11 protein-coding genes and 7 tRNA genes are annotated in these 13436 nt (G+C 66.4%); 14 read left to right on the top strand and 4 right to left on the bottom strand.

The window, feature by feature from the left end; genetic code table 11:
- Position 1: 1 nt before the first annotated feature.
- The 3 genes from FFI87_RS10520 to FFI87_RS10510 all read left to right on the top strand — a co-directional run bounded on the left by FFI87_RS10520 (position 2) and on the right by FFI87_RS10510 (position 3518).
- Entirely contained in the window at positions 2-1099 is a 1098-nt protein-coding gene (locus tag FFI87_RS10520; protein ID WP_012364166.1) for an ABC transporter permease, read from the top strand.
- Entirely contained in the window at positions 1096-2718 is a 1623-nt protein-coding gene (locus FFI87_RS10515) for an ABC transporter ATP-binding protein (RefSeq protein ID WP_138847503.1), read from the top strand. The genes FFI87_RS10520 and FFI87_RS10515 overlap by 4 nt, the downstream gene beginning before the upstream one ends.
- A 128-nt stretch (positions 2719-2846) precedes the next feature.
- Positions 2847-3518, top strand: a complete 672-nt coding sequence (locus FFI87_RS10510; RefSeq protein WP_012364164.1) for a C40 family peptidase — start codon at positions 2847-2849, stop codon at positions 3516-3518.
- Positions 3519-3648: 130 nt separating this feature from the next.
- Here FFI87_RS10510 and FFI87_RS10505 read toward each other — a convergent pair whose 3' ends face one another.
- Positions 3649-4557 carry a patatin-like phospholipase family protein gene (locus tag FFI87_RS10505; protein ID WP_012364163.1) on the bottom strand — a complete coding sequence of 303 codons (909 nt, stop codon included), beginning with the start codon at positions 4555-4557 and terminating at the stop codon, positions 3649-3651.
- A 280-nt stretch (positions 4558-4837) separates the two neighbouring features.
- Here FFI87_RS10505 and gltX point away from each other — a divergent pair, with 280 nt between their 5' ends.
- The 9 genes from gltX (at position 4838) to FFI87_RS10460 (ending at position 8188) form a co-directional block, all read left to right on the top strand.
- Positions 4838-6247 carry a glutamate--tRNA ligase gene (gene gltX / locus FFI87_RS10500; protein ID WP_138847504.1) on the top strand — a complete coding sequence of 470 codons (1410 nt, stop codon included), beginning with the start codon at positions 4838-4840 and terminating at the stop codon, positions 6245-6247.
- A gap of 128 nt (positions 6248-6375) precedes the next feature.
- Positions 6376-6451, top strand: a tRNA-Ala gene (locus FFI87_RS10495).
- Between the two features lie 139 nt (positions 6452-6590).
- A tRNA-Glu gene (locus FFI87_RS10490) sits at positions 6591-6666 on the top strand.
- A gap of 79 nt (positions 6667-6745) precedes the next feature.
- Positions 6746-6822, top strand: a tRNA-Asp gene (locus FFI87_RS10485).
- A 63-nt stretch (positions 6823-6885) separates the two neighbouring features.
- Positions 6886-6961: transfer RNA gene (locus tag FFI87_RS10480), tRNA-Glu, on the top strand.
- 80 nt (positions 6962-7041) lie between these two features.
- A tRNA-Asp gene (locus tag FFI87_RS10475) sits at positions 7042-7118 on the top strand.
- Between the two features lie 64 nt (positions 7119-7182).
- Positions 7183-7258: transfer RNA gene (locus FFI87_RS10470), tRNA-Glu, on the top strand.
- Positions 7259-7331: 73 nt separating this feature from the next.
- A tRNA-Asp gene (locus tag FFI87_RS10465) sits at positions 7332-7408 on the top strand.
- Positions 7409-7723: 315 nt separating this feature from the next.
- Positions 7724-8188, top strand: a complete 465-nt coding sequence (locus tag FFI87_RS10460; RefSeq protein ID WP_006762691.1) for a GNAT family N-acetyltransferase — start codon at positions 7724-7726, stop codon at positions 8186-8188.
- 27 nt (positions 8189-8215) lie between these two features.
- Here the strand turns inward: FFI87_RS10460 and FFI87_RS10455 are convergent, their stop codons facing one another.
- A complete protein-coding gene (locus FFI87_RS10455) occupies positions 8216-9097 on the bottom strand; it encodes an AraC family transcriptional regulator (protein WP_138847505.1) in 882 nt (293 codons plus the stop codon).
- A 300-nt stretch (positions 9098-9397) separates the two neighbouring features.
- Between FFI87_RS10455 and FFI87_RS10450 the strand changes: the two genes are divergently transcribed.
- On the top strand, positions 9398-9811 hold the full coding sequence (locus FFI87_RS10450) for a gamma-glutamylcyclotransferase (protein WP_138847506.1): 414 nt from the start codon (positions 9398-9400) through the stop codon (positions 9809-9811).
- Positions 9812-9943: 132 nt separating this feature from the next.
- Here FFI87_RS10450 and aceB read toward each other — a convergent pair whose 3' ends face one another.
- Both aceB and FFI87_RS10440 read right to left on the bottom strand, forming a co-directional pair.
- Positions 9944-11536 (bottom strand): malate synthase A, encoded by a 1593-nt coding sequence (aceB, locus tag FFI87_RS10445; RefSeq protein ID WP_138847507.1) that lies wholly within the window; start codon positions 11534-11536, stop codon positions 9944-9946.
- 67 nt (positions 11537-11603) lie between these two features.
- Positions 11604-12365, bottom strand: coding sequence for a haloacid dehalogenase type II (locus FFI87_RS10440; RefSeq protein WP_138847508.1), 762 nt, complete (start codon positions 12363-12365; stop codon positions 11604-11606).
- Positions 12366-12519: 154 nt separating this feature from the next.
- Here FFI87_RS10440 and FFI87_RS10435 point away from each other — a divergent pair, with 154 nt between their 5' ends.
- Entirely contained in the window at positions 12520-13425 is a 906-nt protein-coding gene (locus tag FFI87_RS10435) for a LysR family transcriptional regulator (RefSeq protein WP_012364159.1), read from the top strand.
- The last annotated feature ends 11 nt before the right edge of the window (positions 13426-13436 follow it).

The raw sequence follows: 13436 nt of genomic DNA, 5'->3' as shown, positions 1-13436 counted from the left end.
GATGAACCGGGCCGTCGTGTCGTCCCGCGTCGACGCCGCGCGTGCGCGCGTGTCGCCGTCGCCCGCGCGCCGCGTCTGGCAACGCTTTCGCCAGCAGCGCCTCGGCTACTGGAGCTTCGTGATCTTCTTCGTCGCGTTCGCCGCGAGCCTCGCGGCGCCGCTGTGGTCGAACGACAAGCCGCTCGTCGTGCGCTACGACGATCACTACTATTTCCCGATGTTCCATGCGTACCCGGAGACGACCTTCGGCGGCGACTTCCCGGCGCAGGCCGACTATCTCGATCCGTACGTGCGCAAGCGGCTCGAGGCGCCGGGCAACTTCGTCGTCTATCCGCCGAACCGCTATTACTACGACACGCTGAACTACTTCTCGAGCGTGCCGAACCCGGCGCCGCCGTCGCGCGAGAACTGGCTCGGCACCGATGCGCAGGGGCGCGACCTGCTCGCGCGGCTCGTGTACGGGTTCCGCGTGTCGGTCGAGTTCGGGCTGATCCTGACCGTGATCGGCACGCTGCTCGGGATCGCCGCGGGCGCGGTGCAGGGTTTCTTCGGCGGGCGCATCGACATCGTCGGACAGCGGCTGATCGAGATCTGGAGTTCGCTGCCGGAGCTGTACCTGCTGATCATCTTCGCGTCGATCTTCGAGCCGAGCTTCCTGCTGCTGATCGTGCTGCTGTCGCTGTTCGGCTGGATCGGCCTGGCCGACTACGTGCGCGCCGAATTCCTGCGCAACCGTACGCAGGACTACGTGCGCGCGGCCCGCGCGATGGGGCTCACGAACTGGCAGATCATCTGGCGCCACGTGCTGCCGAACAGCCTGACGCCCGTGATCACGTTCCTGCCGTTCCGGATGAGCGGCGCGATCCTCGCGCTCACGAGCCTCGACTTCCTCGGGCTCGGCGTGCCGCCGCCGACGCCAAGCCTTGGCGAACTGCTCGCGCAGGGCAAGGGCAACCTCGACGCGTGGTGGATCTCGCTGTCGACGTTCGGCGTGCTGGTCGCGACGCTGCTGCTGCTGACCTTCATGGGCGACGCGCTGCGCAACGCGCTCGACACGCGGATCGCCGACTCGGTGCGCGCGGCGGGAGGCCAGCGATGAGCGACACGGTCGTAGCGAAATCGGGCGAACCGCTGCTGTCGCTCGAGCATCTGCATGTGCGCTTCGGCGACACGGTGGCCGTCGACGACGTGACGCTCGCGATCGGTCGCGGCGAGCGCGTCGCGCTCGTCGGCGAGTCGGGCTCGGGCAAGAGCGTGACCGCGCTGGCGATCCTGCGGCTGCTGCGCGATGCCGACGTGAGCGGCACGATCCGCCTGGCCGGACAAGACCTCGCCGGCAAGAGCGAGCGCGAGATGCGCGGGCTGCGCGGCTCGGACATCGCGATGATCTTCCAGGAGCCGATGACAGCGCTCAACCCGCTGTATACGATCGGCGCGCAGATCGGCGAGACGATCGTGCTGCACGACGGCGTGACGGCGGCCGAGGCGCGCAAGCGCGCGATCGCGCTGCTCGCGCGCACGGGCATCGCGGAGCCGGAGAAGCGCGTCGACAGCTACCCGCACCAGTTGTCGGGCGGCCAGCGGCAGCGCGCGATGATCGCGATGGCGCTCGCGTGCCGGCCGCGCCTGCTGCTCGCGGACGAGCCGACCACCGCGCTCGACGTGACGATCCGCGCGCAGATCGTCGACCTGCTGCTCGAACTGCAGCGCGAGGAGGCGGAAAAGCGCGGGATGGCGATCCTGCTGATCACGCACGACCTGAACCTCGTGCGGCACTTCGCCGATCGGGTCGCGGTGATGGAGCGCGGCAAGCTGGTCGAAACCGGGCCGGTCGAGCGGATCTTCGCGCAGCCGGAGCATCCGTATACGCAGCGGCTGCTGAACAGCCGCCCGCAGCGCGCGGTCGTGCCGGTGATGCCCATTGCGCCCGTCGTGCTCGACGCGCGCCACGTCAGCGTGCAGTTCGCGCGCAAGCGGCCGGGCTTCGCGGGCTGGTTCGGCACGGTGCCCGTGACGGCGGTCGCGGATGTATCAGTGTCGGTGCGGCAGGGCGAGACGCTCGGCATCGTCGGCGAATCGGGGTCCGGCAAGTCGACGCTCGCGATGGCGCTGCTCGGGCTGCAGAAGACGACGCACGGCGAAATCGAATTCCAGGGACGCGCGCTGTCGACCTATCGCGGCCGGGAGCAGACCGCGCTGCGCTCGAACATGCAGGTCGTCTTTCAGGATCCCTTCAGTTCACTTTCTCCGCGTCACACGATCGAACGGATCGTCGGCGAGGGGCTCGAACTGCATCGTCCGGAACTGACGCCGGATGCGCGCCGCGCGAAGTCGCTGGCCGTGCTGCGCGAAGTGGGGCTCGACCGCACGGTGCTGCATCGTTATCCGCATGAATTCTCGGGCGGCCAGCGCCAGCGGATCGCGATCGCGCGCGCGCTCGTGCTGGAGCCGCGCATCCTGATCCTCGACGAACCGACGTCCGCGCTCGACGTATCGATCCAGCAGCAGGTGCTGAAACTGCTCGCGAATTTGCAACAGAAATACAACCTGGGCTATGTGTTCATCAGCCACGACCTGGAGGTGATCGGCGCGATGGCGCACCGCGTCGCGGTGATGCAGGAGGGGGTCGTCGTGGAGTCGGGAGAGGTCGCCGAGATCTTCGCCAGACCGTCACATCCTTACACACAAAAGCTGTTGAAAGCGGTCTGGAAAGCGTGATAGGCCGCCAATGGTCTGACTATCTCGATTGTATTTATTAATTTGTTTTGACAAACGATTACGCGCTGGCTAGTATCGACCGAAATTTTCCGCCAATCAGCTGATTTTTAAGCAAATTCCATCGCCCAATGCAGCATCGATCCTTGACCCAGGCATGCGCGCGCACCATCGCCGGGCTCTTCATCGGCGCCCTGTTCGCAGCAGCTCCCGGCGCGTTCGCCGACGAAGTCAGCAGTTTTAACCAGAATGCCAGCAATTCGACTCAGATCGGGTCGGGTTCCTCCCTCCAGCAGACCAGCGCGCAGCCGTCGAGCGGCGGTGCGAAGTCGTTCCTCGCCGGCATGGCGGGCAAGGCAGGCGACGTGGTCGTCGGCGCGCTCAACATGATCGGCGTGCGCTATCGCTGGGGCGGCAACTCGCCGGATTCGGGCCTCGACTGCAGCGGCTTCGTGCGTTATGTGTTCCAGGACACGCTCGGCATGTCGCTGCCGCGCCGTGCGGAAGAAATGAGCCGCGTGGGCGAGAAGGTCAGCATGAGCAATCTGAAGCCGGGCGACCTCGTGTTCTTCAACACGATGCGCCGTACGTTCTCGCACGTCGGCATCTATATCGGTGACAACAAGTTCGTGCATTCGCCGTCGACCGGCAGCACCATTCGCGTCGACGATCTCGACAACGGCTACTGGGAAAAGCGGTTCACCGGCGCGCGCCGGCTCGAATCGGAGTTTCCGATGAAGGCCGACGACCTGCGCCAGCGCGTGCGCGCGACGATCGGCGACGACGCGAACGGCAGCAACTGACGCTCGCCGGCGCTCCGCCGAATCGAAAAAACCCTGTCACCGAAAGGCGGCAGGGTTTTTTGTTTTGAGGCGCGCGGAACCGGCGGGCGGGAGTGTCGCCGTGGGCGGCAGCGCGCCGCGCTGCGTCCGATTACGCCGCCGCGACGCCGCGGGCCGCCGCGAGCTTGCGCTGCAGCTCCGGCATGATGCGCGCGACCGCTTCCTCGCCCGCGAGGATGGCCGCGTTGCGCTGGTTGAAGTCGCTGCCGCCCATCGCCGCGAGGTTCGGGCGGATCACGACGTCCGCGTACTTGTCGAGCTCGTACGACTTGATCGTCTGGCCCATGATCGTGAAGGTCTGCAGCAGCATCTCGATGGGGTTGTTGGTCGCCGCGCCGTCCGGCCGCGCCGAGATGTCGACCGCGATCACGAAGCTCGCGCCCATCTTGCGCGCGAACGACGCGGGCACCGGGCTCACGAGGCCGCCGTCGACATACTCGCGATTGCCGATCCGCACCGGTTCGAACACCGACGGCACGCTGCACGACGCGCGCACCGCGAGCCCCGTATTGCCCTGCTGGAACAGGATCGGCTGGCCGCTCTGCAGATCCGTCGCGACGATGCCGAGCGGCTTCGCCATCTTCTCGATCGGCCGGTTGTTGAGCGTCTTGTTCAGGAAGTTCTGCAGCGCGACGCCCTGCAGCAATCCGCGCGAGCGGAACGGCAGCGCCCAGTCGCTGATCGCCGCCTGATCCATGTCGAGCGCGATCTTGTTGATCTGCAGCGCGCTCATCCCGGACGCGTAGAGCGCGCCGACCACCGAGCCCGCGCTCGTGCCCGCGACGAGCTCGACCGGGATGCCGCGTGCCTCGAGCGCCTTCAGCACGCCGATGTGCGAGAAGCCGCGGGCGGCGCCGCCGCCGAGCGCGATGCCGATCTTCACGGGTTTTTCCTGCGACTGCGCGGGACGGGATTTGTCGCCGAACGACGTACAGGCGGCGAGGCTGGCGGACGCGCACGCGATCGTGAAGTGACGGCGCGACAGGCGAGGGGACGACATCGATTGATTCTCCGGCGGCTTGGCGGCGGGCCGTGCGGCCCGCGGCGGCGATAGGTTCCGAGCGGCCGTGCGGCGGAATCCCGGCGGCCGGCGCGGCGCCGGCTGGCGGCCGCGGCGCGCACATCATAAAGCAAGCGGCGCGCTTGGCGCGAAGACCGGCGCGAGTATAATTCCGGCTTCTTTCCCGTTCCGGGCGCGGCCGGCCCCATCGCAGTCCGGGCTGCCGCCGTCGATCCCGCGTCGAATCATTCATGCGCCCCAGGCGTTCGAGTTACCGTTTATGACCCGTCCTGTCCGTACCCGCTTCGCGCCGAGTCCCACCGGCTTCATCCACCTCGGCAACATCCGCTCCGCGCTCTATCCGTGGGCGTTCGCCCGCAAGATGAAGGGCACGTTCGTGCTGCGTATCGAGGATACCGACGTCGAGCGTTCGTCGCAGGAAGCCGTCGACGCGATCCTCGAAGGGATGCAGTGGCTCGGCCTCGATTTCGACGAAGGCCCGATCTACCAGATGCAGCGGATGGACCGCTATCGCGAGGTGCTCGCGCAGATGCTCGAGCAGGGCCTCGCTTACCCGTGCTACATGTCGGCCGAGGAGCTCGACGCGCTGCGCGAACGCCAGCGCGAGGCAGGCCTGAAGCCGCGCTACGACGGTACGTGGCGTCCGGAGCCGGGCAAGGTGCTGCCCGAGCCGCCGGCCGGCGTGAAGCCGGTGCTGCGTTTCCGCAACCCGCTGACCGGCACGGTCGTGTGGGACGACGCGGTGAAGGGCCGTGTCGAGATCTCTAACGAGGAACTCGACGACCTCGTGATCGCACGCCCGGACGGCACGCCGATCTACAACTTCTGCGTGGTCGTGGACGACATGGACATGAACATCACGCACGTGATCCGTGGCGACGACCACGTGAACAACACGCCGCGCCAGATCAACATCCTGCGCGCGCTCGGCGGCGAGCCGCCCGTCTATGCGCACCTGCCGACCGTGCTGAACGAGCAGGGCGAGAAGATGAGCAAGCGGCATGGCGCGATGAGCGTGATGGCTTATCGTGACGCCGGCTTCTTGCCGGAGGCCGTCGTCAACTATCTCGCGCGTCTCGGCTGGTCGCACGGCGACGCTGAAATCTTCTCGCGCGAACAGTTCGTCGAATGGTTCGACCTCGAGCATCTCGGCAAGTCGCCCGCGCAGTACGACCACAGCAAGCTGAGCTGGCTGAACGCCCACTACATCAAGGAAGCCGACAACGCGCGCCTCGCCGCGCTGGCCAAGCCGTTCCTCGACGCGCTCGGCATCGAGGACGCGGCGATCGCGACGGGCCCCGCGCTCGACGCGGTGGTCGGCCTGATGAAGGATCGCGCGACGACGGTCAAGGAGATCGCCGAAGGCGCCGCGATGTTCTACTGCGTGCCGGCGCCGGACGCCGACGCACTCGCGCAGCACGTGACCGATGCGGTGCGTCCGGCGCTGGCCGACCTCGCCGCCGCACTGAAGGCGGCCGACTGGACGAAGGAGGCCGTGTCTGCCGCGCTGAAGGCGACGCTCGGCACGCACAAGCTGAAGATGCCGCAGCTCGCGATGCCGGTGCGCCTGCTGGTGGCCGGCACGACGCATACACCGTCGATCGACGCGGTGCTCGTGCTGTTCGGTCGCGATGTCGTGGTGTCGCGTATCGAGGCCGCGCTGGCCTGAGGTGGGGGCGGGAGCGAGGCCGTCCGCGCGTGAGGGCGGCGCGGCTTCGCAAAAAATTTCGCTCCAATCGCAAAAAGGGTATTTACAAGTTCAAATTCGGTCCATATAATCTCATTTCTGTTCTGCAAGGGGGTATAGCTCAGCTGGGAGAGCGCTTGCATGGCATGCAAGAGGTCAGCGGTTCGATCCCGCTTACCTCCACCATCAGAGCAGAATGGATTGATTTGTGAAGCAGTGGCAGTAGTAATAAATGCTTCACAAAATGATTTAAAGCAGTTAGAATTTCGGCCTTCGCTGTTGCGGTGAGTGAATAGCGAAAGTCAGACAGATCTGAAAAGATTATGTCCCCTTCGTCTAGAGGCCTAGGACATCACCCTTTCACGGTGAGTACAGGGGTTCGAATCCCCTAGGGGACGCCAGATTCAGCGGCGTTTCGTAGAAGTGTCGCGAGGCTTGCAGGACGTAACCGACGTCCTGCAGGTAACGGTGCAGAAAGTTGGAGCGGTAGTTCAGTCGGTTAGAATACCGGCCTGTCACGCCGGGGGTCGCGGGTTCGAGTCCCGTCCGCTCCGCCAGAACGAAGCCCGTTCAAGACGTTTTTGAGCGGGCTTTTGTATTAAAGATGTAAGCAGTACGCTGTCCCCTTCGTCTAGAGGCCTAGGACATCACCCTTTCACGGTGAGTACAGGGGTTCGAATCCCCTAGGGGACGCCAGGATTCAGCGGCGTTTCGTAGAAGTGTCGCAACGCTTGCAGGACATGAACGTGGTCCTGCGGGTGGTGGTGCAGAAAGCTGGAGCGGTAGTTCAGTTGGTTAGAATACCGGCCTGTCACGCCGGGGGTCGCGGGTTCGAGCCCCGTCCGCTCCGCCAGAACAAGCCCGTTCAAATGAACGTTTTGAACGGGCTTTTGTATTAAAGATGTAAGCAGTACGTTGTCCCCTTCGTCTAGAGGCCTAGGACATCACCCTTTCACGGTGAGTACAGGGGTTCGAATCCCCTAGGGGACGCCAGATTTCGGCGTCGTTCGAACAAACGATGCGCCGGCAGGAAGTAACCGACGCCTGCCAGGCAAGAAGCAAAACTGGAGCGGTAGTTCAGTTGGTTAGAATACCGGCCTGTCACGCCGGGGGTCGCGGGTTCGAGTCCCGTCCGCTCCGCCAGAAAATGAAGAAGCCCGCCTTGTGCGGGCTTTTTCATTTGTGTTTCCGTTCGCGCCCGCAAGCGGGCGCGTGACTGCGGAGTGGAGGAAGCCGCCTGCGCGGCTTCCGGCGGGACTCGAAGGGCTGCGCGTGCACGCGCAGCCGCGGCCTGCGGGATGTAGGCGAGTCCCGTCCGCTCCGCCAGAAAATGAAAAAGCCCGCCTTGTGCGGGCTTTGTCATTTGCATCACCCGTTGTGCGCCGCTACGAGAAATTCGCGATTGCATCCGCCCGCGACTGCGCTATCGTGGCGGAATGCGTTCTTGACCCCCGCGCGATGCTCGATCCGACCGACCTGCGATTGCTGTATCAGCTCCGGCCCGCGGAGCCTGGCGATTTTCCGTTTGCCGAGGCGCTCACGCACGGCAACATGGGCGGCTATTACAAGCGCCATGGACTCGTCTGGCGCAGCGACCTGTTCTATGCGAGCTGGCGCGAATCCGAAAACTTCATCCTGGAAGCCGACGGCGAACGCATCGGCGTGCTGCGCGTGACCGAGGAGGGCGATTCGCTCCACATCCGCGACGTGCAGATTGCAGCCGGTCATCGCGGTCAGGGCGCCGGCACCTACATGCTCGACATGTCGCTGCGCTGGGCGCGCGCCCGCGGGCTGCACGAACTGCAGTTGCGCGTGTTCGTCGACAATCCGGCCGCGCGGCTCTACCAGCGCATGGGCTACCGCGTCACCGGGCCGAGGCTGGCGCAGCTCGGCTCGATCCGCCACATGGTGCGTACGGTCTGAGCGAATAACGGTGCAGCGCGGAGACCGTCAGCGGGCGGTGCCGAACGCGTCGTCGTCGTCGAGGGCGTCGTCCGTCGCGATGCCGTCTTCCGCGCCGCGGTGCTCGTAGCCGCGCAGCATGAACGCGCGCGGGCTTTCGCCGAACGCGCGCCGGAACATCGCCGAAAACGCACTCTGGCTCTGGTAGCCGAGTTCGCGCGCGATATGCGACAGCGGACGCCCCTGGTTCAACAGCGGGATCGCGCGCGCGAGCAGCGCCTGCTGCCGCCACTGCGAAAAACTCACGCCCAGCTCCTGCTTGAAGAGCCGCGAAATCGTGCGCGTGCTCGCGCCGACCTCGCTTGCCCAGTGCTCGAGCGATTCCGCATGCGCCGGTTGCGCGAGCACCGACTCGCACAGCACGCGCAGCCGTTTCTCGTCGGGCATCGGCACCGCGAGCGGCAGCGGTTCGGCGCGGCTCAGCTCGTCGAGCACGAGCCCGCACAGCAGCCGCTCGCGCGCATCGCTCAGGTCGCGCGCGTCGAGCGCGACGATCAGTTCGCGCAGCAAGCCCGTCACCTCGACCACCCGGCATGCATCGAGCCCGTCCGGCACGATCGACTCGTCGATATACAGCGTGCGCAGATACGCGTCCTCGACGATCACGACTTCGTGCGTGACGTGCGGCGGCACCCAGATCGCGCGGGACGGCGGCACCATCCACGTCGTCCCGGTCGTCGCGACGCGCAGCACCCCGCGCGACGCGTACGCGAGCTGCGCCCACGCATGCGTGTGCAGCGGGATCCGCCGGCCGGCATCCACCTGCCGCGCCCGGACGCGCATCGGGTGGACGCGGGTCGGCGCGAACTCGGGCGGGATGTCGATGACGTCGTAGGGGTTCGATGTGTCGGCTTGGGCAGGCGGATTCATGGACGACTCGGTCGGCGCGGCGGCGATGCCGTTATTTTAGAAGGCGCCGCGCAGGCGCATGCGGCGGTTTTTCGGCCGATAATGCACCGTTCAAATGAACTTTGTATGGGGCCGCGCGCATTCCGGCCACGCGCAAGTTTGGGCCTGCACGACGCGCGGGGCCAAACAACATCGGGCCGCGAGCGCGGTCTACCGATGGGGGCGCGTTGTCGCGCGAGCGGCACCCCGAAGACGCCGGTGCCCGCGGCGCGACCGCGACGGCCCGGCACGGCAACACCTGAATCGAAGAGGAGAACCAAGATGCGCTACGTATTCGTCTACGGCACGTTGAGAGCGGGAGAAGCCAACGACATCGGCCATGCGGCCGCGCGGCACGGGATCGCTGCGCCGACGCTGCTCGGTGCGGCCGCGCTGCCGGGCGAACTGTACGATTTCGGCACGTACCCGGGCATGATCGCCGGGCCGGCCGGCCAGTCGCTCGTATGGGGCGACGTCTACCAGATCGACGAGCAGTTGATGCCCGTGCTCGACGAGATCGAGCGCGTCTATCCGGGCGTCGACACGCTGTTCCGGCAGGAGCCGGTGACCGTCCAGCTCGGCGGCCGGACGTACGCGTGCGTCTACTATCCGGTCGCCGCGCATGCGGCAGCCGAGCGTCCGCGCATCGCGTCGGGCGACTGGGTGCAGCACCGGCGCGAGCGGGAAGCCGCCTGAACGCCCGCGCGGCCAACCGCGCCGCCGCAAGGAAAAAGCGCCCTGGTGGGCGCTTTTTTCATGCCGCCCGGCGGTGCGACCGACGGCGGGCAAGTTGGGCACGACCGGGCCGGCAGGACCCGGCCCGCGCCGTCAGATTTCCTCGTACAGCGGCAGCGTCAGGAATTCGGTGAAGCCTTCCGACGTCGACATCTGTTCGAAGATCGCCGCAGCACGCTCGTAGGGCTGCGTATTGCCGCCGACGGAGCGCTTCACGTTGTCGAGCTCGGCCTTCGTGAATTCGCGCACGAGTTCCGCCGTGACCTTGCGGCCGTCGTCGAGCACGCCCTTCGGCGAGCGGATCCATTGCCATACCTGCGAGCGGGAGATTTCGGCGGTGGCCGCGTCTTCCATCAGGTTGTGGATCGGCACGCAGCCGTTGCCGTCGAGCCACGCGCCGAGATAATGGATGCCGACGTTGATGTTGTTGCGCAGGCCGGCCTCGGTGATCGGCGCCTCAGGCTGGAAGTCGAGCAGATTCCTGCCTTCGATCTGCACGTCGTCGCGCTGCTTGGCGATCTGGTTCGGCTTGTCGCCGAGTACCTTGACGAATTCCTCCATCGCGATCGGCACGAGGCCCGGATGCGCGACCCAGCCGCCATCGTAGCCGTCGGTCGCGTCGCGCTGCTTGTCCGAGCGCACGCCGCCCATCGCCTTCTCGTTTGCTTGTGGATCGTTCTTGATCGGAATCAGCGCGCTCATCCCGCCGATGGCCGGTGCGTTGCGCTTGTGGCAGGTCTTCAGCAGCAGCAGTGCGTACGCGCGCATGAACGGCACCGTCATCGTGATCTTCGCGCGGTCGGCCAGGCAGAAGTCGCGATCGTTCTTGAACTTCTTGATCGCCGAGAAGATGTAGTCCCAGCGGCCGGCGTTCAGGCCCGAGCTGTGTTCGCGCAGCTCGTACAGGATCTCGTCCATCTCGAACGCGGCGAGGATCGTCTCGATCAGCACCGTCGCGCGGATCGTGCCGCGCGGCACGCCGACCGCTTCCTGTGCCGCGACGAAGATGTCGTTCCACAGGCGCGCCTCGAGATGGCTTTCCATCTTCGGCAGGTAGAAGTAGGGGCCCGAGCCGCGCGCGATCAGTTCCTTCGCGTTGTGGAACAGGAACAGCGCGAAATCGAAGATGCCGCCGGACACGCGCTGGCCGTCGACCGTCACGTGCTTCTCGTCGAGATGCCAGCCGCGCGGACGCACGATCAGCGTCGCGACCTTGTCGTTCAGCCGGTACGACTTGCCGTTCTGCTCGAGCGAGATCGTGCGGCGTACCGCGTCCTTCAGGTTGATCTGGCCGTCGATCTGGTTCGTCCAGCTCGGCGCGTTCGAATCCTCGAAGTCCGTCATGTACGAGTCGGCGCCGGAGTTCAGCGCGTTGATGATCATCTTGCGCTCGACGGGGCCCGTGATCTCGACACGGCGGCATTGCAGGTCGGCCGGCAGCGGCGCCACCTTCCAGTCGCCTTCGCGGATCGCCTTCGTGTCGGCCAGGAAATCGGGGCGTTCGCCGGCGTCGAGGCGCTTGGTGCGTTCGACGCGGGCCTGCAGCAGCGTCTGGCGACGCGGCTCGAACGTACGGTGCAGCGCCGCGACGAGCGCGAGGGCTTCAGGCGTCAGGATTGCTTCGTAACCCGGCTTGATTTCGCCGGTGATCGCCATGCCTTGCGGCAGCGTGATCGGGGTGCTCATGAGTCTCATCTCCTTGGTCGGTCAGTTGCGGTTTCGGTGAAGGGGGAAGGCGGCAGCGCCGCGACCGTCATGCGCCCGGGCCGGGGCGCGCGCGGTTTGCGGGTCTGCCGGACGGAGCCGGGGTGGCGAGGAAGGCGAGCAGATCGGCCATGCCGCTGCCGGTGCCGTCGGGCGGCGCGCCGAGCTCCTCGGCGGGCGCGCCCGTGCGGTTGAGCCAGAACGTCGTGTAGCCGAACCAGGCGGCCCCCGCGACGTCCCACGCGTTCGACGACACGAACACGATGTCGCGCGCGTTCGCGCCGAACGCCGCGGTGCCGAGTGCGTAGACGGCCGGACTCGGCTTGTACGCGCGCACCGTGTCGGCCGACAGCACGCGATCGAACAGGCCGGTCATGCCGGCGCTCTTGATCGCGATGTCGAGCATCTCCGGGTTGCCGTTCGACAGGATCGCGAGCGGCGGGCGCGGGTCGAGCGCGCGCAGCTTGCGCAGCGCGGGCAGCGTGTCGGGGTAGGTGGACAGGCACGCGTATTCGTCCATCAGCCGTTTCTCGGCCGCGCTGTTCAGCGTGAGGCCGAGCACGCGCGCGGCGAAGCGCAGCGCGTCGAGCGTGATGTCGCGAAACGGGCGATAGCGGGCGCCGGCCGGATCGGCGAGCGTGCGCAACTGCGAGTATTCGATTTGCTTGCGTCGCCACAGCTGCGACAACCGCTCCCCGTGACCGGGATACATCTGCTCCGCCGCGGCCACGACCGCATGCACGTCGAACAACGTGCCGAATGCGTCGAAGAGGATTGCGTCGGGAGAGGAGAGTGTCGTTGTGGCCGACATAGCCTTGCGCTCCAGTTTCAGAGGTCGAGTCGATTCTATTCGTGATCACATGTACTAAAAAAGACGCTAATCATCACTTGATCTTTTACTTTCATATGCATAATCTTGACCGGCTTAAGCTATTTGAAGGGCGGGATGGCCGTCCTTTCGAGTCATGGACCGGTTCAAACAGATCGAAACGTTCGCCGCGGTCGCGGCGAAGGGCAGCCTGTCGGCGGCCGCGCACGCGGAAGGCGTCGCGCCGGCGATCATCGGCCGCCGCCTCGACGCGCTCGAGGAGCGGCTCGGCGTCAAGCTGCTGGTGCGTACGACCCGCAAGCTCACGCTGACCTTCGAGGGTTCGGCTTTCCTCGAGGATTGCCAGCGGATCATCAACGACATGCAGAACGCGGAGGCGAGCGTGTCCGCCGGCGGCGTGAAGGCGAGCGGCCACCTGCGCATTTCCGCGCCGGCCGGCTTCGGGCGGCGCCACGTTGCGCCCCTCGTGCCCGAATTCAGCGGCGCGCATCCGGACGTCTCGGTCACGCTCGACCTGTCCGACCGGATGGTCGACCTCGTCAACGAAGGGTTCGATTGCGCGGTGCGGCTCGGCGAGCTGCCCGATTCGTCGCTGGTATCGCTGAAGCTTGGCGAGAACCGGCGCGTGTGCGTCGCGTCTCCGGCGTATCTCGCACGGCGCGGCACGCCGGCCACGCTCGCCGAACTCGCGCGCCACAACTGCCTCGCGCTGGCCGCGAACGCGAACCAGCAGCGCGGCTGGGCGTTCCAGGAGGGCGACAAGGTCGTGTCGATCCGCGTGAACGGCACGATGGAATGCTCGGACGGCGCAGTGCTGCACGAGTGGTGCCTCGCCGGCTACGGCCTGGCATGGCGATCGTGGTGGGAGGTCGGCGGCGACATCGCGGCCGGCCGCCTCGTCAGCGTGCTCGATGCGTTCGCGGCGCCGCCGATCGGCATCCACGCGGTGTTTCCGCAGCGCCGCCACCTGCCGCTGCGCGTGCGGCTGTTTCTCGATTACCTGAAACATACGTACGAGCGGCCCGGATATTGGGGCGAGTAGGGCGCGCCCGC

The organism is Burkholderia sp. KBS0801 (assembly GCF_005937855.2).
In the GTDB taxonomy this organism is placed as follows: Bacteria; Pseudomonadota; Gammaproteobacteria; order Burkholderiales; family Burkholderiaceae; genus Burkholderia; species Burkholderia ambifaria.
This window is presented reverse-complemented; position numbering and strand designations above follow the sequence as displayed.